Genomic DNA, 24,320 nt, shown 5'->3' with positions numbered 1-24,320 from the left:
CCGATCGGCAGTTCTGGTTGTCAGCTTGGCCATATCGGCAAGTGCGTGAAGTCCGGCATCAAGTCAATGTCCTCGATCACGAGGATAGCAGGAGCCGGCCTGGAGACGATGCTAAAGACTTCCTGGATGGTGTAGCTATTGGTGAATTCGGTGATCTGCCAATAGACCACAGGCGCTTCTGCAGAGCCGGTGATGGACTTCACCCGCGTGGTCTTGCCATTGCCGGGCGGACCCATACAGAAGGATGCCGCGTTTGTAAGGAACGCTGTAATCCCGGAAAAACTGGCAATCAGCTTTGAAAAATTCATCAATCGAACGGAAGATGTCTTGTTTAACGGAATCCGCCAGCATGACATCTGCCCGGTCGACCCGTTCTTTTGGATGCAAAAAGAGGCTGCCCCAAAAGGTCATTTTCATGACCTTTTGGGACAGCCCCGTATAGAACTTAGGCTTTGGATTTGATTTTTCCGGTCCATTGTTTGAATCCGCCTTGCAGCTGGAACAATTGATCGTAGCCTTTTTTCTTCAGGAAAATTGCGACGCGTCCACTGCGTGCTCCGTTCTGGTCATATAAGTAGACCGGCTTGTCCGAACGAATTTCCTTGTAGCGCTGGCGCAATTGCGATTGTGGAATATTGCGTGCTCCGAGAATGTGTCCCGCCGCAAAATCTTTCGGCTCGCGTACGTCGATTAACTGTGCTCTGCGGTAGCCCTCGATAAATTGTTCCTGCGTCAAATTAGTGACGGCTTTTTTCATGCGGAAATAAGTAATAACCGCGTAAATGATGATTGCCAATACAACAGCAATCGTAATGTACAAAAATTCCAATGTTCTTGCCCCTTTCTCATCTTCCTTTATTATAAGAGAAGAGATGACGGATATTCAATGCCAATGTTACACTAATTAGCGGAAATAGGAGGCGATCTTGTGAAATATCCAAAATGGATTTTTGTGAACTCCGGTGCGAGCAGCCCTTCTTTCAACATGGCACTCGATGAAGCCTTGCTGACATGGCACAGTGAAGGGCTTATTCCGCCGGTTATCCGTTTCTACAGCTGGGAGCCGGCCGCGTTGTCGATCGGCTACTTTCAGAAAGTGGAAAAGGAAATTGACATGGAGGCCGTCAATCGGCTAGGCCTCGGATTTGTCCGCCGGCCGACAGGAGGCAGAGGCGTTCTCCATGAGCATGAACTTACATATAGCATCATTGTCAGCGAGGATTATCCGGACATGCCGGAAACCGTTACGGAAGCTTATCGTGTATTGAGCGAAGGCTTATTGGAAGGCTTCAAGAATCTCGGGCTGGATGCCTATTTCTCGGTTCCGGATACGGACGCCAAGCGCGCTGATCTGAAAAAACCAAAATCGGCGGTTTGTTTTGATGCACCGAGCTGGTATGAAATGGTCGTCGAAGGAAAGAAAGTGGCGGGCAGTGCGCAAACGCGCCAAAAAGGTGTGATATTGCAGCATGGTGCCATTTTAATTGATTTGGATGCTGAAAAACTGTTGTCAGTTTTTAAATTTCCGAGTGAAGAAGCCAAAGAGCGGATGCGCATCAAAATCCCCGAAAAAGCGGTATCGATCAATTCGATTCGCAAGGAGCCGGCTACTGTTGAAGAATGCATCCATGCTTTTAAAGCTGGATTCGAACAGGCACTTGCCATTGAGTTTGAGCCTTATACGTTGTCAGAACAACAGTTCGCCGATGTCAAGGCTTTAGAAGAAAAAAAATATGCCAATGCCGATTGGAATTTCCGCGTTTAAGTGTCTTTTGGCTCATTTTGCAGTTCAGCAAAGCTGGAAACCTTGCTAAATAAAGCTTTTAAAAGTGGCGAAGTTTTGAAGCAGAAAATTGTTATTGAAATGAAGTTTCAATATGTAGTATGCTGGGAATTGAAGTAATACTATATATAGTATCTCACTCCATATAACACGAAGGAGGAATTGTCAATGGTTTCTGCCACACAATCCCAGTACTCATTAAATTCAAGATCTTTAAACGAAGATATCAAAACGTTTCCACAAGTGCACGCAATTACTCCGGATATGAAAGTAACGCATAAAGGGGTATCCCGTCTTGTGATGATTGACCGTTATTCGTTCAAGGATACGGAGAAAAAAACCCTGAAGGCAGGCGACTTTGTCGTACTGACTGTCAAAGAGGATCCGAAATTTCCGGCCCGCGGCCTTGGCTTTATCGTTTCCATCGATCACCAGGCAAACAAAGCCCAAGTTTGGATTGAGGAAGATTACCGAAGCGCAATCGACAATCCGAAGGAGCAGGAAGCAGGCATCGTCAATCGCCCGATCGACGTGATTGAGAAGCCGCTTGAAGTGTTTTACGAGCAGATTGCGAAACGCAATGCAACAGGACTTGCTTCTGTAGAGAAAACACCTGAAAAACGTCAGGAATGGTTTGAGAAATTCTACCAGCAATTGGTCGGATTAAAATTCATTCCGGCAGGACGTGTTCTTTACGGAGCAGGCGCTGATACAGATGTAACTTATTTCAATTGCTACGTCATGCCATTTGTTGCGGACTCGCGCGAAGGCATTTCCGATCACCGCAAACAAGTGATGGAAATCATGAGCCGCGGAGGCGGAGTCGGCACCAACGGTTCGACTCTTCGCCCGCGCAACACATTGGCTCGCGGAGTCAACGGCAAATCGTCAGGGTCTGTATCTTGGCTGGACGATATCGCCAAACTGACGCATCTTGTCGAGCAAGGCGGTTCACGCCGCGGAGCACAGATGATCATGCTGGCAGACTGGCATCCGGATATTGCCGAATTCATCATCTCAAAAATGCAGAATCCACGCATCCTGCGCTATTTGATCGAAAATACAACTGATGAAACAATCAAGAAATTGGCTCACGATAAACTGAAGTTCAAACCGCTGACTGATCAGGAAGATGCGATGTACCAGGGAATCCTGAACTACCGTGCGATTCCTGGAATGGGCGGATTTAACGAGAAAATCATGCGCGACGCTGAAACAAAGCTGCGCGATGGCGGTACTTACTCGGTCCATAACGAAGAATTTTTGACAGGCGCCAACATTTCAGTCACTTTGACGAGCGATTTCATGACCGCTGTCGAAAACGACGAAGATTTCGATCTGCGCTTTCCTGCAGTGGAATCTTATTCGAAAGAGGAAATGGCGATTTATAATGAAAAATGGCAGGAAGTCGGCGATGTTCGCGAGTGGGAACGCATGGGCCACGGCGTCCGTGTTTACCGCACGATGAAAGCACGGGAACTATGGAACCTGGTCAATATTTGTGCGACTTATTCAGCTGAACCCGGCATTTTCTTTATTGATAATGCAAACGAAAAAACAAATGCGGCAGCATATGGACAAAAAGTAGTGGCAACCAACCCTTGCGGCGAACAGCCATTGGCTCCGTATTCAGTATGCAACTTGGCCGCGGTAAACCTGGCACAGTTCGCTGATCCGAAAACGAAAACTGTCGATTTTGAAGCTTTAAAAGAGACGGTTCGCGTCGGAGTTCGCATGCAGGACAATGTGATCGATGCAACCCCATACTTCCTTGAAGATAACAAGGTGCAGGCACTCGGTGAACGCCGGGTAGGCCTTGGCGTTATGGGACTTGCTGATCTGTTGATCTACTGCGATAAAGAATACGGCTCGCCGGAAGGCAATGACCTTGTGGATGAAATCTTCAAGACGATTGCTACTGCAGCATACGAAGTGTCGACAGACCTGGCAGCAGAACGCGGCAGCTTCCCATTCCTTGTCGGCAAAACCGATGAAGAAACAGCAGCACTCCGCAAAGCATTTACGGAAACCGGATTTATGCAGGGCATGCCTGAGCATGTGCTTGAAGCGGTTCTTGAAAAAGGAATCCGCAATTCGCATCTATTGACGGTGGCACCAACAGGATCTACCGGTACAATGGTTGGCGTTTCAACCGGACTTGAACCATATTATTCATTTACGTACTACCGCAGCGGCCGTCTTGGGAAATTTATCGAGGTCAAAGCAGACATCGTCAGTGAATACTTGAAGAACAATCCGGAAGCGGATGAAGAAAACTTGCCGAAGGCATTTGTCACGTCCATGGACCTGGCGCCTGAAGCACACGCGGATGTCCAGTGCATCATCCAGCGCTGGATCGATTCATCTATCTCGAAAACAGTCAACGCACCGCGCGGCTATACAGTCGAACAGGTGGAAGGCGTCTATGAGCGTCTCTACAAAGGCGGAGCAAAAGGCGGTACGGTTTACGTCGACGGCAGCCGTGACTCTCAGGTTCTGACGCTGAAAGCTGAAGACAACACGTTTGAAGAAGAGCATCAGCCGGAAGAAACGGGCAAGCGTCCGATCGTCCTGGTCGATACTATTCAGGACATCCGTTCTACCAATGTCAGCATCGGTTCTGAAGTGGGCGACACATGCCCAGTGTGCCGTCAGGGGACAGTGGAAGAAATGGGCGGCTGCAACACATGCACCAACTGCAATGCTCAACTGAAATGCGGATTATAAAATGACCAGCGCGATGGCAAAGCAGCCATCGCGTTTTTTTTATTGGCTGGTTGCATAGGCCGGATCGTCTTATGCCCGTCGAATCTACATGGCTGCTTGCGCTTTTTCTAATTGTCCAGCTCCAGCGCCCAGAATCTCGGGGTCTTAAGTCCGCTTGCCTGTGCGGCACAGAAACGCCGCTTCGGCAACCTGCCTTAAGCCTGTCGATTCTGAACAGGCGCTTGCGCTTTTCTAAAAAGTTGCTCGATTGTTCCGATATGTTAAAATAATTAAGAATGTGTCAAGGGAGGGAGAAGGTCAAATGCGTGTACTGGTTCTGAACGGCCCTAATTTAAACCGCCTGGGCAAGCGGGAGAAAGAAGCATACGGAACCTTTACTTTGGAAGAGCTGGAGCAGGAGCTGGTGGAGTTTTCCTATCACCATGGCATTGAGTTGATTTGCCGCCAGTCGAATCACGAAGGGGAATTGATTGACTGGATTCACGGGGCTGGAGATGAAGCGCTTTCTGGCATTGTTTTGAATGCTGGAGCCTATACGCATACAAGCATAGCCATACGCGATGCCATTGCTGCAATCGAGGTCCCAGTTATTGAAGTACATATATCCAATGTCCATAAACGGGAAGAATTCCGCCACCATTCGTATATTTCTCCGGTTACTATCGGGCAGATTGTCGGATTTGGGCAGGATGTCTACAAATTGGCGCTGCACGCGCTGATCTTAAAACAGGAGAGAGGATGAACACATTGAAACTTCAAAAATTACGAACTGAAATGAAACAGCGGAACGTCGAGGCAGTCCTTGTCACCAGTCCTTATAATTTGCGTTACATAACAGAATTTACTGGAACTGCCGGGCTGGCGATTGTTACTCCGGAAAGAGCGGTTTTTATCACAGATTTTCGTTACACTGAACAGGCAAACGAACAAATAAAAGAGTTTGAAGTGGTGCAGGCAGAGAAAAATCTGATGGACCAAGCCGTTCAGACTGTTAAATCTTTGGATATCCAAACGCTTGCTTTTGAGCAGGATTATATGACTTATTCAACGGCAACCCAATACAAAGAAAAAATGGATGCAGAACTGGAACCCATCAGCAACTTGATAGAAAAAATCCGGATGGTCAAGACGCCGGAAGAAGTGTCTATCCTGAAAGCCGCAGCCAAAATTGCGGACGATGCTTTCGAGCACATTTGCGGATTTATTCGTCCAGGCCAAAAAGAAGTGGAAGTTTCCAATGAACTTGAATTTTTCATGAGAAAACAAGGTGCGACCTCTTCTAGTTTTGATATCATTGTGGCTTCAGGACTTCGCTCAGCCTTGCCGCATGGTGTAGCAACGGACAAAGTCATTGAAAAAGGCGACATGATCACTTTGGACTTTGGAGCCCTCTACAACGGATACATTTCTGACATTACCCGCACGGTAGCTGTTGGTGAACCTTCAGCGCAGATGAAAGAAATTTATGATATTGTATTGAAGGCGCAAGAATTGGGCGTAGAGAAAATCGGACCGGGCATGAGCGGCATCGAGGCGGATGCGCTGGCACGCGATTTCATCAAGTCCAAAGGGTACGGTGAAGCTTTCGGCCATTCAACTGGACATGGCATCGGCTTGGAAGTCCATGAAAGTCCAGGCTTGTCATTCAGATCGGAAACGGTTTTGGAGCCAGGCATGGCTGTAACCGTGGAACCGGGAATTTATCTGCCAGGAGTTGGCGGAGTCCGTATCGAAGATGATATACTGATAACCGAGTCAGGAAATGAACGGTTGACTAACTCCACAAAAGAGCTTCGCATTTTATAACAAACGGAGGAACTATAATGATTTCAGTAAACGATTTTAAAACAGGTGTCACAATTGAAGTAGACGGCGGAATTTGGCGCGTCATGGAATTTCAGCATGTAAAACCAGGTAAAGGTGCTGCTTTCGTACGGACAAAGCTTCGCAATCTGCGTTCAGGAAGCGTTACAGAAAAAACTTTCCGTGCCGGCGAAAAAGTAGCCAAAGCACAGATCGACAACAGCAAAATGCAGTATTTGTATGCCAATGGCGATATGCATGCTTTCATGGATACAGAAACATACGACCAAATCGAACTGCCTGAAAAAAATATTGAATACGAATTGAAGTTTCTTCAGGAAAACATGGAAGTCCAAGTTATCCAGTTCCAAGGGGAAGTGCTCGGAGTAGAATTGCCGAACACGGTTGTCCTGGAAGTGGTTCAAACAGATCCGGGCATCAAAGGCGATACAGCAAGCGGCGGTTCAAAACCTGCGATATTGTCAACCGGATTGTCTGTGCAGGTTCCTTTTTTCATCAATGAAGGCGATCACCTGATCATCAACACAACTGATTCTTCGTACGTATCACGAGCTCAATAACAAGCAGAAGGCCTCTATTTTAGAGGCCTTTTTTTAAAAAGTCGGCTCAGCTATTTCAAAACACGCTGAAAAAGTCTAAAATGGAATAGAAATCAGTTAAATACATATTAGGGGAGTAGGATCAATATGAAAATTCAAGAAATCCGTGAAATTATCAAATTGGTAGATGGGTCGTCCATTGAGGAATTCTCATACGAATTTGAAGGCGTCAAAGTCAAAATGAAGAAAAGCGGTTCAGGAAATGCCCAGCAAGCGGGCAGTTCATCCGTCCAAGCGCCCCAAACACCAAAAACAGTAGAACCGCCAAGTTCTCCAGCACCGGCAAAAGAACCGGACGCAGAAGAGTTGGTCTCACAGGAAGCGCCTGAAGTCCTGGTTGACAACGATTCTGAATATCACAAAATTCTTTCTCCGATGGTTGGCACATTTTACGAGTCTCCGTCACCGGACGAGGCGCCATATGTGCAAACGGGAACAAAAGTTACTGCCGATCAGGTGGTCTGCATCGTTGAAGCGATGAAATTATTCAATGAAATCGAAGCTGAAGTGGATGGGGAAATTGCTGAAATTCTTGTAAAAGATGGACAGCTTGTTGAATATGGCCAGCCTTTATTCCTCGTGAAAGCAAACTGAGGAAAGGGGAGATGGCGATGAAGAAAGTATTGATTGCAAACCGTGGAGAAATTGCGGTCCGGATCATCCGTGCTTGCAAAGAGATGGGGATCGAAACGGTCGCCGTATATTCAGAGGCCGATAAAGAAGCGCTTCACGTAGAACTTGCAGATGAAGCGTATTGCATCGGTCCAAAACTATCGAAAGACAGTTACCTAAACTTTTCCAATATCATGTCGGTGGCCAAACTTACCAATTGTGACGGCATCCACCCGGGATACGGATTTCTGGCTGAAAATGCCAGTTTTGCGGAGCTTTGTGAAGCTTGCGACATCATGTTTATCGGTCCGACCGCAGATGCGATTTCGCGTATGGGCACTAAAGACGTGGCGCGTGAAACGATGCGGCAAGCGGGCGTGCCTGTCGTACCCGGTTCAACCGGCATTGTAGCCAGTGAAGAAGAAGGGCTGCGCATTGCCGATGAACTCGGTTTTCCAGTCATCATCAAAGCAACGGCCGGGGGCGGCGGTAAAGGAATCCGTGTGGCGCACACGCGTGAGGATTTCGTCAAAGGCTTGAACATGACCCAAAAAGAAGCAGCGGCAGCTTTTGGCAACCCAGGTGTTTATATCGAGAAATTCATCGAGGATTTCCGCCATATCGAAATCCAGGTGCTTGCTGACTCCCATGGCAACGCCATCCATTTGGGTGAACGTGATTGCTCCATCCAGCGGCGCATGCAAAAATTGGTCGAAGAAGCACCATCACCGGCCCTATCGCCAGAGTTGCGCGCAGAAATGGGCGATGCTGCCGTAAAAGCGGCTTTGGCTGTCAACTACCGCGGAGCAGGAACAGTGGAATTTATCTTTGACGCTGTCAACCAGAAATTCTACTTTATGGAAATGAATACACGCATCCAAGTAGAGCATCCGGTTACGGAAATGATCACAGGAATTGACTTGATTCAACAGCAATTAAAAGTTGCTTCGGGTGAAACACTTGCCTATACACAAGAAGATGTAACATTCAAAGGCTGGTCTATTGAATGCCGCATCAATGCTGAAAACCCGGCCAAGAACTTTATGCCGTCGGCTGGAAAAGTCGATATGTACTTGCCTCCGGGCGGTATGGGCGTCAGAATTGACTCTGCCATGTATTCAGGCTATACGATTCCGCCTTATTACGATTCCATGGTGGCCAAACTGATTACGTTTGCGGATACCCGTGAAGAAGCAGTTGCAAAAATGAAGCGTGCATTGGATGAATTCGTCATCGAAGGCGTGTTTACAACGATTCCATTCCATTTGAAATTAATGGATCACGAAGTATTCAAATCAGGCGATTTCAATACGAAATTCCTTGAAAAATACGATGTACTGGGATCATAAGGAGGAGCTTGGCAAATGGCAGAAAAAACGGCACCTTACGTACGCATGAAATCGCATGGAGCACAGGATCTGGGCAATATCGAGGTAGCTCCGGAAGTTTTGGAAATCATCGCCAGCATCGCGGCATCAGACATTGAAGGCGTTGCCAGCATGCGCGGCAATTTCGCATCGGGAGTTGTCGAGCGTTTGGGGAAAAAAGTCCATGGCAAAGGCATCAAAACCGATTTGTCTGAAGAAGGACTGGCGATAGACGTTTATTGCGTCATCAATTACGGCGTTTCCATTCCAAAGACTGCTTTAAAGATTCAAGAACAAGTACGGCAGACGCTTGAGAATATGACTTCACTTCAGACACAAGAAGTAAATGTCCATATTACAGGCGTCAATTTCGAGCCCCAAGCAGCAGAATGAGCAGCGAGGCTGTCCCGTAGACCAGAAAATGGCTTCGGGACAGCCTCTTCTTTGTTTATAATGGCTAGCCCAAAAAAATCCTGTTTGAAAACAAGTGTCACAAGGCGCTGACAGCCTATTGACCGAACATTTCAAACATGGAAGTTCAGCCGGAATACCTGTATAATGGGGGTTAATTAGCTGTGAAAAGGAGATCGGATATATTATGAAACGACACGAAGCACGCGAAAAGGCGCTTCAGACCTTATTTCAATTAGAGGGAACTGAACTGACCATTGATGAAGCCATGGACCATGTGATGGCTGGAGAAAACGACAATTTCTATAGTTTGCTGGTACAAGGCACTCACGCCAATATGGCAGAAATTGATGAGAAACTGGTCGGCCACCTGGAAAATTGGTCACTGGAACGGCTTCCGAAAATCGAACGGACGATTCTTCGCATGGCTGTCTTCGAACTCGGCTACATGGAAGATGCCCCGGCGCGCGTAATCATGAACGAAGCGATTGAACTGAGCAAAACCTTTGGGGATGATAAATCCAGCCGCTTTGTCAATGGGGTCCTTTCGAAGTTCACAGACGAATCAGCAATTTAATTGGAGGAATTTACATGACTGCAAAACTGATTGATGGAAAAGCGGTAAGCCAGAAAATTAAAGTTCAAGTAAAAGAGCGGGTAGAAAAACTTGCGCAGCAGGGGATTATTCCGGGACTTGCCGTCGTGCTGGTCGGGGAAAACTCCGCCTCCCTTACATATGTGAAAAACAAGAAAAAAACCTGTGAAGCACTTGGCATGCGCTCGGATCTTCACCAGTTTTCGGATGCATTGACCGAACAGGAGCTGTTGGCGAAAATAGACCAATTAAATCAGGATCCGCAAATTCATGGCATCCTGGTGCAATTGCCGCTTCCAAAACAAATCGATGAATTTAAAGTGATTTCAGCGATCAGTCCCGAAAAAGATGTGGATGGATTTCATCCGATTTCAGTCGGCAATATGATGATCGGCAAAGACGCCTTCCTGCCATGCACGCCGCACGGCATCATGGAGCTCCTGTCGCATTACGGCATTGACCCAGCAGGCAAGCATGCGGTGGTTATCGGCCGCAGCAACATCGTGGGCAAGCCGATTGGCCAGCTGCTGCTTCAAAAAGATGCAACTGTGACATACTGCCATTCCAAAACAAAGGATTTGGCGAGTTTTACAGCACAAGCGGATATTTTGATTGCTGCGATCGGCAGAGCTAAATTTATTGACCACACGTTTATCAAACCGGGTGCAGTCATCATTGATGTCGGCATGAACCGGGACGAAAACGGCAAGTTATGCGGAGATGTCGACTTTGAAGATGTCCAAGAAAAAGCCGGATTTGTGACGCCGGTACCTGGAGGGGTTGGCCCAATGACCATTGCGATGCTGATGGGCAATACATTGGAATCGGCTGAAAAAGGGTTATCAAAGACAAAATAGGCATAAGCATGTAAAATAAAGAGCAATAGGGCTGTTTTTCGAAAGAAAGACAGCTTTTTAAATTCACAGACAGGGGTTGAACGTGTGTCAAACGACCCATACTTAAGTGTTAAAGCGTTAACCAAATACATAAAAAAGAAGTTTGATGCCGATCCTCACCTCCGCGATGTTTACGTCAAGGGGGAGCTATCGAATGTCAAAATCCATACCAGCGGCCATATTTACTTTACGTTGAAAGACAATGCCGCGCGGTTGCCGGGCGTCATGTTCTCGGCAAGCGCCAAATCCGTAAAATTCAAACCTGAAAGCGGCATGACTGTGCTGATCCGAGGGGATGTCTCAGTCTACGAAGCATCCGGCCAGTACCAATTGTATGCGCAGTCTATGCAGGCTGACGGTATCGGTGATTATTACCTGGCGTTTGAACAATTAAAAGAAAAGCTGGCCAAAGAAGGCTTGTTTAACGCAAACCATAAAAAGTCCTTGCCGCGTTTTCCAAAAAGGATAGCTGTGGTCACTGCCCAGACGGGTGCTGCTGTACGCGATATTATCATCACCTTGCACCGCCGCTATCCGCTGGCGGAGGTTGTCCTGTATCCGACGCTTGTACAAGGGGCAGGTGCTACGCAATCAATCGTTCAGTCTGTCCAATCAGCCAATAAAGGTGATTTTGATGTACTGATCGTTGGACGCGGCGGCGGATCGATCGAAGATTTATGGGCGTTTAATGAAGAGGCAGTGGCGCGGGTCATTTTTGATTCACAAATCCCGGTCATTTCCGCCATCGGCCATGAAACCGATACGACCATTGCCGACTTTGTTTCAGATCTTCGGGCGCCGACGCCGACTGCTGCTGCAGAACTGGCGGTCCCAAGCCAGGCAGAGCTGCTTGAGCGCATATCCAGCTACCGCAGCCGGATGTACCGTACCGTTTCCGGAACCGTCAGCCAGCACAAGCAGGTGCTGAACCGATTGACCTCATCCTTCCCGCTGGCTTATCCGGAGCGTCTGTACCGGCCGTTCATTGAACGTGTTGAACGCGCCACCGAGTCGCTCCAGCGGGAGTCTGTCCAGCATATAAAGCGCTCCCAGGAACGCTACCGCACACTGGATCAGCAGCTGAAATCACGCGTGCCGCTCAAGCGAATCCGCCAATCTGAAACGGAAGTGGCGGAACTGGCGAGAAGACTCGATTATCAAATGAACCATCTGTTGAAAAACCGGTCCCAGCAACTGTCTTCAGCGCTTCGAACGCTAGATGCACTGAGTCCGCTGAAAATTATGGACCGGGGCTATTCGATTCCTTATATAGATGGAAACGTCGTCAAAAGCGTGTCGCAAGTGAAGTCAGGTGATCGCCTGATCATCGCCATGCAGGACGGCACTGTCCAAACGACTGTCAATGAAACCAATCCCGCAAAAAAAGGAGACCAAAAAGATGGCTGAAAAGAAAATCATGTTCAATGATGCAATGGAACAACTTGAGGAAATTGTCCGCCAGCTCGAACAGGGGGATGTGCCGCTCGAGCAGGCATTGACGCTTTACCAAAAAGGCATGGAACTATCAAAAGTCTGCCACGACAAATTGCAGAATGCAGAAAGCCAGCTCGTGACGATGATGAAGGATGGCAAAGAAGTGCCGGCTGACATCGAAATGGACGGGAATGCCAAATGAACTTAACTGAATTTCGAACCCATTATGAACCACTAATCCAACAGCAGATGGCCGAACAAATCCTGTCTCTGTCGATTCCAAATTCGCTGAAGGAGTCCATGCATTACTCCTTGCAGGCTGGCGGGAAACGGATCCGCCCGATCTTGCTGTTGGCTGTTCTTCATGAGTTGAGCGGAGAAGAGCATCCGGATGCGCTGAAAGTGGCTGCAGCAATTGAAATGATCCATACTTACTCGCTCATTCATGATGACTTGCCGAGCATGGATAATGACGATTTGCGGCGCGGCATGCCGACCAACCATAAAGTGTTCGGGGAAGCTGTCGCCATTCTTGCAGGGGACGCGCTGCTGACTTACAGCTTTGGCATCGTTGCACGCCTGCAGCATGTTTCAAGCGATGATAAAGTGCGCTTGATTGATTTGATGAGCGTTTCTTCAGGAGCTGAAGGAATGGTCGGAGGGCAAGTGCTCGATATCGAAGGTGAAGAAAAGAAGCTGACGCTGCAGGAATTGGAGCAGGTGCACCGGTTGAAAACAGGCGCATTGCTGACGTACAGCATTTTAGCCGGCGGGATCCTTGCAAAGGCTTCCAACAAGGAAATGATGGCGCTGAGCCGATTCGGTGAGCACTTAGGACTTGCTTTTCAAATTCAGGATGACATTCTAGACGTTACGGGAACTTCTGCGGAGCTTGGCAAAACGGCGGGCAAAGACGAATCCAGTGAAAAAAGTACCTATCCGGGTCTATTGACTTTGCCTAAAGCAAAAGAAAAGCTTGAATTTCACGCTTCACAAGCCATCGATGCCCTGCATTCGCTAAATGGCGAAAAATCGTTGCTTTTGCAGTTGACGCATTTGATTGTTCAAAGAAAAAGCTGATTTTCAAGTCTCTGATTTGTACATTCTCTAGAGACTGATATAATATGAACAGGCAGTCTGAAGGAAAATTTTATAAAAGGTGCGTGATGGCAATGGATCTTCATTCGATTACTAGTCCATCTTTCTTAAAAGAGCTGAATACCAAGCAGCTTGAAGTATTAAGTGAAGATATAAGACGGTTTCTAATAGAAAATTTATCAAGAACAGGCGGGCATATTGGTCCGAATCTTGGTGTAGTGGAACTGACGGTTGCGCTGCATAAAGTATTCGACAGTCCGGCAGACAAGTTTATCTGGGACGTAGGACATCAATCTTACGTACATAAAATCCTGACAGGAAGAGCCAGCCAATTTGACACTTTGCGTCAATTTAAAGGCCTATGCGGATTTCCGAAGCGCAATGAAAGCGATCACGACGTATGGGAAACTGGCCATAGTTCGACGTCATTGTCGGCAGCGATGGGAATGGCTGCTGCCCGCGACATAAAAAAAGACAGCAACCACGTAATCCCGATTATTGGGGACGGAGCGTTGACAGGCGGAATGGCTTTTGAAGCGTTAAATCACATAGGCCATGCGCAAACGGATATGGTTGTCATTCTCAACGACAATGAAATGTCCATTGCTCCAAACGTCGGCGCCATGCACAGTATGCTTGGACGGATGCGGACTGCTGGAAAATACAACAAAGTAAAAGATGATCTGGAATATTTATTGAAAAAAGTTCCAGCAGTCGGCGGCAAACTTGCCTCGACGGCTGAGCGAGTAAAAGATTCCCTGAAATATCTAGTGGTTTCAGGTATGTTCTTCGAAGAGATGGGCTTTACCTATTTGGGGCCGATAGACGGCCATGACCTGGAAGAGCTGGAAGAAAATCTTCGCTATGCCAAGAAAACAAAAGGACCCGTTTTGCTGCATGTCGTTACGAAAAAAGGCAAAGGGTTTTTGCCTGCAGAACAGGATATCATTGGTACATGGCATGGGACTGGCCCATATAAGATGGAAACTGGCGATCTGGTGAAATCTTCTTCAAAAGCACCTTCATGGAGCGGCCTGGTAGCGGAAACTGTCCGCAAACTGGCTCGCACGGACGAACGGATTGTAGCGATTACACCGGCAATGCCGGTTGGGTCGAAACTGGAAGGATTTGCTTCTGAATTCCCGGACCGCATGTTCGATGTTGGGATTGCCGAACAGCATGCCACTACGATGGCTGCCGGACTGGCAACGCAGGACATGAAACCATTCCTGGCAATTTATTCCACGTTCCTGCAGCGCGCGTATGATCAGGTCGTTCACGATATTTGCCGCCAGAATTTAAATGTCTTTATCGGAATCGACCGTTCGGGATTGGTTGGAGCAGATGGCGAAACGCACCAAGGCGTTTTTGATATCGCGTTCCTGCGCCATTTGCCGAATATGGTCATCATGATGCCAAAAGACGAAAATGAAGGCCAGCATATGGTCAAAACGGCTATCGATTACAACGGCGGCCCAATTGCTTTGCGTTATCCAAGAGGCAATGGCCTTGGCGTGCCAATGGACGAAGAGCTTCACACATTGCCAATCGGTTCTTGGGAAGTACTGCAAAAAGGGACTGATGCGGTCATTCTGACTTTTGGTACAACCATTCCGATGGCGATGCACGCGGCCGAGCAATTGCTTGAACAAGGCATTTCGGCAGAAGTGGTCAATGCCCGTTTCATCAAGCCGATGGATCAGGCGATGCTGCACAGCATTTTTGAACGCAAAATCCCGGTGGTAACTATCGAAGAAGCTGTACTTCAAGGCGGATTCGGCAGTGGGGTTCTGGAATTTGCTCAGGAAAATAATTATCGCGAGTCCGCAATTGACCGTTTGGGAATTCCGGACCAATTTATTGAACATGGCGACGTTTCTGATCTGATGGATGAAATTCATTTGAACAGCGACGAAGTTGTCCGGGTCGTTAAAAAGTGGACAAAAGCCCAAAAGCAGGCAGGTTCGACCATTCTATGAACAAACCCAAAAAAGAACGTGTAGATGTCCTGTTGGTTGAACGGGGCATTTGCGAAACGCGTGAAAAAGCAAAACGGGCAATTATGGCAGGGATCATCTATTCGGATTCCGAGCGCATGAACAAGCCCGGCGAGAAAATTATGGCAGACGCCCCTCTTCAGATGAAAGGCAATGACTTGAAATACGTCAGCCGAGGCGGCCTGAAGCTTGAAAAAGCCCTTCAGGAATTCGACCTTTCGGTGGAAGGCAAACTGATGCTGGACATCGGCTCATCAACCGGAGGCTTTACGGACTGTGCACTTCAAAATGGCGCCAAGCATTGCTATGCACTGGATGTCGGCTATAACCAATTGGCTTGGAAAATTCGCCAGGATGAACGGGTGACGGTTATGGAACGTGTGAACTTCCGCCATTCCAAACCTGAAGACTTTGGTCAAGGGCTTCCTGAGTTCGCAACAATCGATGTTTCGTTTATTTCTTTGCGGATCATTTTTCCTGTCTTAAAGCAGGTGCTGGTTCCCGGCGGCGATGTTATCGCGCTGGTCAAACCACAGTTTGAAGCTGGACGGGAAAACGTCGGGAAAAAAGGCATTATCCGTGATCCGAAAATCCATCGCGACGTGCTGCAAAAAGTGGGCAAGTTTGCAGTGGAATCTGGTTTTCACGTAAAGAACATGTCATTTTCACCGATTACCGGCGGAGAAGGCAATATTGAGTTCCTGTTCCACCTTCAGTCTGCAGCCGAAGACAGTGAAATAGCTGATATCTCTGTTGCATCTATCAACGAAACGGTGGAGTCTGCACACAAATCTTTGTAAAACACATTCCAAAAGGAATGTGTTTTCTTTTAGCTCCTTAATTCTGCTGTCATCCGCGCAATCGTTCTCTAACGCTTTTCTTGTTTTATGTATGAAATAACTGTAGGATATTAAGCATATGGAATAAATATTCACTCAAGGGGGAACACCATGAACAAGGGACAGCGCCACATTAAAATTCGCGACCTCATTTCCAACCGTGAAATTGAAACACAGGACGAACTTGTAGACTTGCTGAAGTCGGCCGGATACGAAGTGACGCAAGCCACCGTATCGCGTGATATAAAGGAATTGCATTTGGTGAAAGTACCACTTCAGGATGGACGCTATAAATACAGCCTGCCTGCGGATCAGCGCTTTAACCCAATGCAGAAACTGCACCGGGCATTGACAGATGCTTTTGTCAGCATCGACGGTGCCAGCCATTTTCTCGTTATGAAAACATTGCCGGGCAATGCCCATGCGATCGGATCGTTAATTGACCATTTGGATTGGGAAGAAATTCTTGGAACCATTTGCGGAGACGATACGTGCTTGATTATTTGCAGAGACACCGAACATCGTGAAATTCTAAAACAGCGTTTAATTGAAATGCTTTAAGAAGAGGTGAACGGACATGCTTCGGGAATTAGACATACGCAATTTTGCTATTATTGATGCATTAACTGTCAGTTTTTCTGAAGGGCTGACTGTCTTGACGGGGGAAACCGGTGCAGGGAAGTCCATTATTATTGATGCTGTGCATCTTTTGGCCGGCGGACGGGGAAGCCAGGAGTTTATTCGGCATGGCGCAAAAAAAGCGGAAATTGAAGGACTGTTTTCGCTGGAAGATGAACAGCACCCGGTATTCCGGAGATTGGAAGAATTCGGCATCACTTGGAGTGACGGCGATATTCTGCTGCGCCGTGAGTTGAATGACAAAGGGAAAAATGTTTGCCGCATCAACGGGAAACTGGTGACTATCTCTATACTTCGTGAGGTTGGTGCTTCGCTGATCGATATTCACGGCCAGCACGAAACGCAGGAATTGATGGATGAAAAACAGCATCTCCACTTGCTCGACCAATTTGCAGGGAAAAGCCTGGCAAAGTCAAAAGAAAGCTACAGCCATACATTTGATAAATATACAAAGCTAAAACGCGAGTTTTCTTCTTATACAGAAAATGAGCAGCAAATTGCACAGCGCATCGACTTGCTGACTTTCCAGCTGCAGGAAATTGAAGCAGCAGAATTGATTCTTGGCGAAGAAGAAGAACTTGTATCAGAACGTAAAAAACTGCAAAATTTCAACAAGATCTACGAGTCCATTTCAGCAGCCCACGAAGCAATTCAAGGCGAAAGCAAAGGATTGGACTGGATCGGATCGGCCATGTCTGAACTTGAACATGCAGCAGCCGTGGATGAAACCTTCACCGGATCATCAGAAACACTTACTGGTGCTTTTTACTTGATTCAAGACACAGGAACCGAAATCAAGCGGATTTTGGATGATATGGAATTCGATCCTGCCCGTTTAAATGAAATCGAGCAGCGCTTAGCTGTCATTCAATCCTTAAAAAGAAAATATGGTGCTTCCGTTGAAGACATTTTGCTGTATCATGAGAAGCAGACAGATGAATTGGATAAATTGGTTAACCGTGATCAACGCTATCAGCTGGATCAGGAAAAATTAAAGGAATTAACTGCAGATTTGCGTGTTGAAGCAGAAGAACTGACAATTCTCCGCCGGAAAGCCGCGAAAAGCCTTGGCAAAGCGATCATGGAGCAATTAAAGGAATTACATATGGCAAAAGCATCGTTTGAAGTGAACTTTTCTGTATTGCCGAATGGCCGTTTTGACCGTAATGGCCATGATGCGATTTCCTTCTATATTTCGACAAATCTTGGTGAACCACTGAAACCTCTAACAAAAGTGGCATCAGGCGGGGAGTTGTCCCGAATGATGCTGGCGTTGAAAACCATTTTTTCCAAGCACCAAGGCATTACTTCCATTATTTTCGATGAAGTGGATACTGGCGTCAGCGGACGAGTGGCACAGGCAATTGCTGAAAAGATAGCGGCCATCTCGGTCCATTCCCAAGTATTGTGCATCTCGCACCTGCCGCAAGTCGCGGCAATGGCCGATCAGCATTTATTCATTGAAAAGAAAGTCGACAAGCAGCGGACAACCACTGCTGTCACCGAACTGGATGGACGTGAACGAACAGAAGAAATGAGCCGAATGCTGTCAGGCGCCGAGATCACGGATCTGACACTGCAGCATGCGGAAGAACTGCTGTCGCTCGCAGCGGACCGGAAACTACTGATGAAATAAGCTGTAGGGTAATTTAGGAAAAGTCGATCCTTTTGCCCGCATCGGTAGCTACCTGAGTCAGTCACCAAGGAGAGAGTCGAATGGACAAAATAAAAATCGCAATTGCAGATGACAATCGCGAATTAGTCGGACTGATGCAGGATTATTTAAATGCACAACCCAATATGGAAGTGGTGGATGTTGCTTACAATGGCAAAACCTGCATCGAGATGCTGAACAGTACGCCCATCGATATTTTATTGCTGGACATCATCATGCCTTATTTGGATGGAATTGCAGTGCTTGACGCCATTAAGGAAAATGGTGATTTGCAGAAGATTGATGTCATTATGCTTTCTGCATTCGGCCAGGAATCGATTATGAGCCAGGCCGCCGAATACGGTGCCTCCTATTTCATCATGAAACCTTTTGAAGCTGACCGTTTGGCTGTGCAGATCAATCATATTATGAACAGCCGGACCGGCATGTCGGGGCAGGCCAACAAGCTGACGACAGAAGACCGGATCACCAATATGGTCAAAGATATCGGAATACCGCCGCATTTAAAAGGCTATAATTATTTAAAGGAAGCGGTCTTGCTCGTACTGGAACAACCCGATATCCTGAATAAAGTCACCAAAGTGCTGTATCCCGGCATCGCTGCCAAGTTTGATACCACTTCTACCCGGGTCGAAAGATCAATCAGGCATGCAATCGAACAAGTGTGGAATCGCCATGAAACCGTTGATCACATCTCCAAAATTTTCGGCTACAGTGCAGCACATCTTGAGTCAAAACCGACTAATTCAGAGTTTATTGCAATGGTCGCAGATAGCCTGCGGCTGGAAATGCGCAATAATAACGACTAATCAATTTTGCAAAACTTTCTGATCGCTGCAAAAGCGACGGGAAGTTTTTTTTTTTGCATACACAAAAATTCTGGGTTGGAAAAGCGTTGCGTTCCAAGCTGTTTAACAGAATAACGCTAACCGAGTCTGCCGAACGCCTGATTTTTTTGATTTTGGAGAGCAGGATTATGGTTTAAGAGTGGCGAAATAAAGGAAAAGGTATAGACGCCGTTTTTTCTGATGAGAAAAAAACATCTTTACTGATGCAAAAACGGTAAATTCAGCAGAGTGAAAAGAGGCGAGCGCAATTGCAATTGATCAGGCAAATTGATGATTACTTTTTAGGGAATGGCGAAGGAACTGTCGTCGATCGGCTGTATTTTTACGGTGTCTATTGCGTCACCATTCTGATTGCGTTGTTTACTATGCTGTCTTTGTAGCGAAACTAAAAGTTTATCCATAGATGGTTGCAGCCGATGAGCGGTTCGTTCATTGGTTTTTTTATTTGGCAAAAACAGTGTTCAAAATAAATCCCGGGTAACTGGAACCCTATGTTTTCTCCAAGCAACTTTTGCGAATCATAACCACTTGGTTCCAGGCAGAGTTAATTTTGTTGTATCATGCTTCAAATGTAGTTTTTTACATAAGGAAATATAAAAAGTTCAAAAACTGCAGCAAGGAAAACTGTATGAACGGCATCACTTTTACTTGAGGACTCGAAATGTTAGAATGACAGTATAAATTATGAATCCAGACGGCAAGCACAGCAGTGGTAATTCCTGCGATATTTGTCTGGCATATTTCAGAAATGGAAGAGGATGATTTTATTGTCTGAAGTCAAAGTGTATGCACACCGAGGCGCTTCAGGATACGCATTGGAAAATACATGGAACGCTTTTATTAAGGCATGTGAGTTTGGAGTCGGCATTGAGCTTGACGTACAAATTACGAAAGATGGAGTTGTAGTCGTTTATCACGATGACAACCTGCGGCGCCTGACTGGTGTTAACGCAGGCATCGAGACGCTGGCATACGAAGAAATAAAGGAATTGCGCATAGGCAGGAAGTGGAGGCGCAACTTTGAGCACCATCAAATGCCATTGGCCTATGAAGTTTTCCAGTGGGCAAAAAAGAAGAAGATCCCTTTGAATGTTGAATTAAAAGAATCGTTTGCGAAAAATTCCAAAGGACCGCAGATTCTTGCAGCCATGCTAGAGGGCATGGAAGATATACACTTGTCTTCATTCAACTCCAAGCTCTTGCATGATATGAAAAAACTGATGCCTTCGATGGAAATGGCTTGGATCATTAAAAAGAATGAGCAGTTGTCGCGAATTAATGAAATGGACTGGGTCGACAGCATCCATCTCCACAAACGGCTTCTTGCCAAACTGTTCTGGAAAGATATTTTAGAATTGGACAAGAAAGTCCGGCTTTATGGAATCCTCGGTTCGGAATCACTCATAGATCAACTCGGTCCGCAGACAGTTGGAATCATCACCAACTATCCGGATCGCGTCAAAAGAAAAATTGCGTCTACCCCAATCGGGTAGACGCAATTTTTTATTTCTGGAACCTTTTCGAAACATTTCCTTTTTTGCGGTCCCGGTTCAACAGGAATCCTGCAAAAAATCCAATTCCGAGCACAACAAAAATGGTGCCGAGTGTAAATTGGAGCCAAAGAGCCGGATAAGGCTCAAGCAATTTATTGAACAGGGTATCGCGCATCAATTTGATGCCATACGCCGCCATGATCCCAGGAATCAGTAAGATGATAAATGCCACTAGACGACCCATAATTCCACATCCTTCATCATCTATTGTTTCGAATTCCATTAAAGTTGTCAAGAAAACCTTCCTGATGTACGCTTAAACTATTGTTGCAATTATTTGCAAAACTTCATGCGAAAGGTTGAATCAATTTGCAAAACGTTTTGATTATAGGAGGCGGAGGAGGAGGTTCGGCAATTTTAAACCTCTTTTTGGAATCTGATTATTTGCATGTATCCGGTGTAGTTGACTTAAATCCCGAAGCAGGAGCCGTTATCGCTGCAAAGTTACATGGCATACCCGTTGCAAAGGATTACCGTGAGTTCAGCAACACGGATATTGATATCGTCTTTGATGTGACGGGCAGCGATGAGCTGCATGAAAAACTGCAGGAGCATTTCCTAAAAAAAACCGTCATTATACCAGGAAGCCTTGCAAACGTTTTGGTCCGGCTGTTAGAGGAGAAAGAGCATTTTACCAATCGCCTCAGCAAAGAAAGCCACCGGGAAAAAATCATTTTCAATTCAATAGAAGAAGGTATGATCGGCATTGACAATACCAGCCATATTACCTTTATGAACAAAAGTGCAGCAAGGATGCTGGAGGTGACTGTAGATGAAACCATTGGCAGGCACATCCACGAGTTTATCTCGCTGAGTGAATTGCCGAGAATATACGAAACCGGACGCATTGAGTTGAATAAGGAATTAGAGCTGAAAAACGGCTCGACCATTGTCACTTCCCGTTTTCCGATGATTGATGATAATGGCGAAACAATCGGCGCATTTGCTGTATTTAAAGATATCACCGAGGTGGTGTCTTTAGCTGAAGAAATTACCGACTTGAAGGAAATTCAGACCATGCTGGAAGCCATCATCCAATCGAGTGACGATGCAATTTCTGTTGTAGATGAAAGGGGCAATGGCCTGCTTGTAAATCCTGCTTATACGCGCATTACAGGCTTACAGATGGAAGATGTTATCGGCCAGCCTGCATCGGCGGATATATCTGAAGGGGAAAGCATGCACTTACAGGCACTGAGGACGCGCAAGCCTGTGCGTGGTGTCAATTTGAAAGTTGGACCAGCAAACCGGGAAGTCATCGTTAATGTTGCGCCGATCATCGTCGACAATAAGTTAAAAGGCAGCGTCGGAGTCATTCACGATACGACCGAAATTCGTTCTTTGATGAAAGAACTCGACCGCGCCCGCAGCATCATCCGGACTTTAGAATCTAAATACACTTTTGATGACATCGTCGGTCTGTCGTCCGAAATGCAATTATCCCTCCAACAGGCGAAACTGGCGGCCCAAACTTTGGTTACCGTCTTGCTGCGCGGTGAATCGGGAACCGGCAAAGAGCTTTTTGCACATGCCATCCACAGTGCCAGCGAACGGAAATACAATAAATTCGTGCGTGTCAGCTGTGCTGCTCTTTCCGAAGAATTGCTGGAAAGCGAACTTTTCGGTTATGAAGAAGGGGCGATTCCAGGCATTAAAACTGGAGAAAAACGCGGATTGTTTGAGGAAGCGAACAACGGCAGTATTTTTCTCGATGAAATCGGAGAACTGTCTTCTTCGCTGCAAAGCAAATTGCTGCGCGTGCTGCAAGAACACGAAACGTTGCGGATTGGCGGCAGCAAACCAATTCCTGTCAACGTGCGTGTGATCGCATCAACCAATGCTAATATGGAAAAAGCTTTGCTGGATGGAAAATTCCGGGAAGATTTATATTACCGGCTGAACCGGATGCCGATCCTCATTCCTCCTTTGCGCAATCGGAAACAGGATATTCCCCGAATTGCCGAGCGGCTGCTGCTGAAACTTAACCAGGAATACGGACGGAGTGTCGAGTCCATCTCCGACAAAGCGCTGCAATATTTGCGCGTATACGATTGGCCGGGCAATGTCCGGGAGCTTGAGAACGTTTTGAGCCGTTCTATGATCTTCATGCAGATGAACGACAGAACTCTAACGGAAGAGCATATTCCACTTAATATGCTCCGCGTCGATGATACCAAAAATGAAGTGGTGATCCCGTCTTCTGTTTCGCTGCAGGAGCAGTTGGACGCAGTTGAGCGCGGAATTCTTCACCATGCTCTAAAGCAATCAAATGGCAATAAATCAAAGACGGCAAAACAACTGGAAATCTCCTTGCGCACCCTCTACTACAAATTAGAGAAATACGGGTTGATGTAATCGATTTTGCAATTTATTGCAGGGTTTTGCAAGTATTTGCAAAGTTTTGTGGATAAAATTGCAAATAAAACGCTTTCATCTCTTATATATAGCCATCTGTTCTGTTTTAATTAAGAAGAATGAGGTGAGCAGTTATGGCCACATTAAACCATTTAATCGAAAATGCCCCGAACGGTTCTGACCACATAGTGGCAGTTGCCGCTGCTGCTGATTTAGCAGTTTTGGAAGCCATCAGTATGGCTGTCAGCCGGAAAATGGCACGTTTTCACCTGTACGATGATGAAGCGGCAATGACAGCAATGATCCAGGAATATTTTCCGCAGCTGCTCGGTCATCCTGAAGTGCAGCTCTATCATGTCAGCAGCGTTGAGAAAGCTGCTGAACAAGCGGTAAAGTCTGTGTTCATGAACGAATCCGATATTTTGATGAAAGGCCAGATTGCGACGGCAGTGCTGCTCAAAGCAGTATTGAATCCGGAGTATGGCCTCAGAACCGGCTCCGTCATGTCACATATTGCCGCTTTTGAAGTCCCTGGCTTCGACAGGCTGATCTTTGTAACGGATGCGGGCATGAACATCAGCCCGGATTTGCCTCAAAAAGTACAAATTATCCAAAATGCTGTTCAGATCGCACGTTCAGTCGGTGTTGAACTGCCGATTGTCGCGCCTCTGGCAGGAGTGGAAGTCATCAATCCGAACATGCAGGCCACTCTTGACGCTGCGGCATTGACCGCGATGAACCGGCGTGGCCAAATCAAAGATTGCATCGTGGACGGGCCCTACGCTCTCGACAATGCCATATCTGTCGATGCGGCCAAGCATAAACGGATTGCGGGCGACAATGCCGGCAAAGCCGATATCCTGCTCGTTCCAACCATTGAGTCCGGCAATATCCTGTATAAATCACTGGTCTTTTTTTCAAATGCAAAAGTCGGCAGTATCATCGCCGGTGCGAAAGCGCCGATAGTTTTGTCATCACGAGCCGACAGCGCCGAAAGCAAATTGTATTCATTGGCTTTGGCGATTTGCTCATCGTTAACTTTAGGAACATATATTAGGAGGAATTGAC

24 protein-coding genes and 1 pseudogene are annotated in these 24,320 nt (G+C 46.7%); 22 read left to right on the top strand and 3 right to left on the bottom strand.

All coding sequences use genetic code 11. The features are described 5' to 3' along the window. Positions 1 to 50: 50 nt before the first annotated feature. Both GJB59_RS06055 and GJB59_RS06050 read right to left on the bottom strand, forming a co-directional pair. Positions 51 to 369 (bottom strand): annotated as a pseudogene (locus GJB59_RS06055) (ATP-binding protein); the annotation flags it as partial. Between the two features lie 76 nt (positions 370 to 445). Beyond that, positions 446 to 829: a rhodanese-like domain-containing protein gene (locus tag GJB59_RS06050; RefSeq protein ID WP_142827840.1), complete on the bottom strand. Its 384-nt coding sequence runs from the start codon at positions 827 to 829 to the stop codon at positions 446 to 448. A 99-nt stretch (positions 830 to 928) separates the two neighbouring features. Between GJB59_RS06050 and GJB59_RS06045 the strand changes: the two genes are divergently transcribed. From GJB59_RS06045 to GJB59_RS05955, 20 genes are all read left to right on the top strand, one after another. Continuing rightward, positions 929 to 1,765 (top strand): lipoate--protein ligase family protein, encoded by an 837-nt coding sequence (locus tag GJB59_RS06045; protein ID WP_142827841.1) that lies wholly within the window; start codon positions 929 to 931, stop codon positions 1,763 to 1,765. A 186-nt stretch (positions 1,766 to 1,951) separates the two neighbouring features. After that, positions 1,952 to 4,510, top strand: a complete 2,559-nt coding sequence (locus GJB59_RS06040) for a vitamin B12-dependent ribonucleotide reductase (protein WP_142827842.1) — start codon at positions 1,952 to 1,954, stop codon at positions 4,508 to 4,510. A 301-nt stretch (positions 4,511 to 4,811) separates the two neighbouring features. Next, on the top strand, positions 4,812 to 5,252 hold the full coding sequence (gene aroQ / locus GJB59_RS06035; protein ID WP_142827843.1) for a type II 3-dehydroquinate dehydratase: 441 nt from the start codon (positions 4,812 to 4,814) through the stop codon (positions 5,250 to 5,252). After that, positions 5,249 to 6,316, top strand: coding sequence for a M24 family metallopeptidase (locus GJB59_RS06030; RefSeq protein WP_280525825.1), 1,068 nt, complete (start codon positions 5,249 to 5,251; stop codon positions 6,314 to 6,316). Before aroQ ends, GJB59_RS06030 begins: the two co-directional genes overlap by 4 nt. 17 nt (positions 6,317 to 6,333) lie before the next feature. Further along, positions 6,334 to 6,894, top strand: a complete 561-nt coding sequence (efp, locus tag GJB59_RS06025) for an elongation factor P (protein ID WP_142827844.1) — start codon at positions 6,334 to 6,336, stop codon at positions 6,892 to 6,894. 126 nt (positions 6,895 to 7,020) lie between these two features. After that, entirely contained in the window at positions 7,021 to 7,527 is a 507-nt protein-coding gene (gene accB, locus GJB59_RS06020) for an acetyl-CoA carboxylase biotin carboxyl carrier protein (RefSeq protein ID WP_142827845.1), read from the top strand. A gap of 17 nt (positions 7,528 to 7,544) precedes the next feature. Then, entirely contained in the window at positions 7,545 to 8,894 is a 1,350-nt protein-coding gene (gene accC, locus GJB59_RS06015) for an acetyl-CoA carboxylase biotin carboxylase subunit (protein ID WP_142827846.1), read from the top strand. Positions 8,895 to 8,909: 15 nt separating this feature from the next. Then, complete coding sequence (locus tag GJB59_RS06010; RefSeq protein WP_142827847.1) at positions 8,910 to 9,305, top strand: Asp23/Gls24 family envelope stress response protein; 396 nt, start codon at positions 8,910 to 8,912, stop codon at positions 9,303 to 9,305. A 205-nt stretch (positions 9,306 to 9,510) separates the two neighbouring features. Then, positions 9,511 to 9,900 carry a transcription antitermination factor NusB gene (gene nusB / locus GJB59_RS06005; protein ID WP_142827848.1) on the top strand — a complete coding sequence of 130 codons (390 nt, stop codon included), beginning with the start codon at positions 9,511 to 9,513 and terminating at the stop codon, positions 9,898 to 9,900. A gap of 14 nt (positions 9,901 to 9,914) precedes the next feature. Beyond that, a complete protein-coding gene (folD, locus tag GJB59_RS06000; RefSeq protein ID WP_142827849.1) occupies positions 9,915 to 10,775 on the top strand; it encodes a bifunctional methylenetetrahydrofolate dehydrogenase/methenyltetrahydrofolate cyclohydrolase FolD in 861 nt (286 codons plus the stop codon). Positions 10,776 to 10,859: 84 nt separating this feature from the next. Then, positions 10,860 to 12,221, top strand: coding sequence for an exodeoxyribonuclease VII large subunit (xseA, locus tag GJB59_RS05995; RefSeq protein ID WP_142827850.1), 1,362 nt, complete (start codon positions 10,860 to 10,862; stop codon positions 12,219 to 12,221). Then, complete coding sequence (xseB, locus tag GJB59_RS05990; RefSeq protein WP_142827851.1) at positions 12,214 to 12,450, top strand: exodeoxyribonuclease VII small subunit; 237 nt, start codon at positions 12,214 to 12,216, stop codon at positions 12,448 to 12,450. The genes xseA and xseB overlap by 8 nt, the downstream gene beginning before the upstream one ends. Next, a complete protein-coding gene (locus tag GJB59_RS05985) occupies positions 12,447 to 13,328 on the top strand; it encodes a polyprenyl synthetase family protein (RefSeq protein WP_142827852.1) in 882 nt (293 codons plus the stop codon). Before xseB ends, GJB59_RS05985 begins: the two co-directional genes overlap by 4 nt. A 92-nt stretch (positions 13,329 to 13,420) precedes the next feature. Continuing rightward, complete coding sequence (dxs, locus tag GJB59_RS05980; RefSeq protein ID WP_142828029.1) at positions 13,421 to 15,325, top strand: 1-deoxy-D-xylulose-5-phosphate synthase; 1,905 nt, start codon at positions 13,421 to 13,423, stop codon at positions 15,323 to 15,325. Then, positions 15,322 to 16,143 (top strand): TlyA family RNA methyltransferase, encoded by an 822-nt coding sequence (locus GJB59_RS05975; RefSeq protein ID WP_142827853.1) that lies wholly within the window; start codon positions 15,322 to 15,324, stop codon positions 16,141 to 16,143. The genes dxs and GJB59_RS05975 overlap by 4 nt, the downstream gene beginning before the upstream one ends. A gap of 150 nt (positions 16,144 to 16,293) precedes the next feature. After that, complete coding sequence (ahrC, locus tag GJB59_RS05970) at positions 16,294 to 16,743, top strand: transcriptional regulator AhrC/ArgR (protein ID WP_142827854.1); 450 nt, start codon at positions 16,294 to 16,296, stop codon at positions 16,741 to 16,743. Between the two features lie 16 nt (positions 16,744 to 16,759). After that, positions 16,760 to 18,457, top strand: a complete 1,698-nt coding sequence (recN, locus tag GJB59_RS05965) for a DNA repair protein RecN (protein ID WP_142827855.1) — start codon at positions 16,760 to 16,762, stop codon at positions 18,455 to 18,457. 80 nt (positions 18,458 to 18,537) lie between these two features. After that, positions 18,538 to 19,305 (top strand): sporulation transcription factor Spo0A, encoded by a 768-nt coding sequence (gene spo0A / locus GJB59_RS05960; protein ID WP_142827856.1) that lies wholly within the window; start codon positions 18,538 to 18,540, stop codon positions 19,303 to 19,305. A gap of 287 nt (positions 19,306 to 19,592) precedes the next feature. Beyond that, positions 19,593 to 19,724: a hypothetical protein gene (locus tag GJB59_RS19185; RefSeq protein ID WP_268951304.1), complete on the top strand. Its 132-nt coding sequence runs from the start codon at positions 19,593 to 19,595 to the stop codon at positions 19,722 to 19,724. 387 nt (positions 19,725 to 20,111) lie between these two features. After that, positions 20,112 to 20,837, top strand: coding sequence for a glycerophosphodiester phosphodiesterase (locus tag GJB59_RS05955; RefSeq protein WP_142827857.1), 726 nt, complete (start codon positions 20,112 to 20,114; stop codon positions 20,835 to 20,837). A 10-nt stretch (positions 20,838 to 20,847) separates the two neighbouring features. On the opposite strand, the gene GJB59_RS05950 is transcribed toward GJB59_RS05955, so the two are convergent. Then, the gene (locus GJB59_RS05950) at positions 20,848 to 21,081 is read right to left on the bottom strand and encodes a DUF2627 domain-containing protein (RefSeq protein WP_008499061.1); all 234 of its coding nucleotides are present in this window, start codon (positions 21,079 to 21,081) and stop codon (positions 20,848 to 20,850) included. Positions 21,082 to 21,206: 125 nt separating this feature from the next. On the opposite strand from GJB59_RS05950, the gene GJB59_RS05945 reads away from it, so the two are divergent. Together GJB59_RS05945 and yqiS are read left to right on the top strand one after the other, a co-directional pair. Next, complete coding sequence (locus GJB59_RS05945) at positions 21,207 to 23,252, top strand: sigma-54 interaction domain-containing protein (protein WP_142827858.1); 2,046 nt, start codon at positions 21,207 to 21,209, stop codon at positions 23,250 to 23,252. Positions 23,253 to 23,386: 134 nt separating this feature from the next. After that, the gene (gene yqiS / locus GJB59_RS05940) at positions 23,387 to 24,319 is read left to right on the top strand and encodes a phosphate butyryltransferase (protein ID WP_142827859.1); all 933 of its coding nucleotides are present in this window, start codon (positions 23,387 to 23,389) and stop codon (positions 24,317 to 24,319) included. Position 24,320 lies beyond the last annotated feature (1 nt).

The sequence above is a fragment of the Planococcus soli genome, assembly GCF_016881065.1.
Lineage (GTDB): Bacteria > Bacillota > Bacilli > Bacillales_A > Planococcaceae > Planococcus > Planococcus soli.
This window is presented reverse-complemented; position numbering and strand designations above follow the sequence as displayed.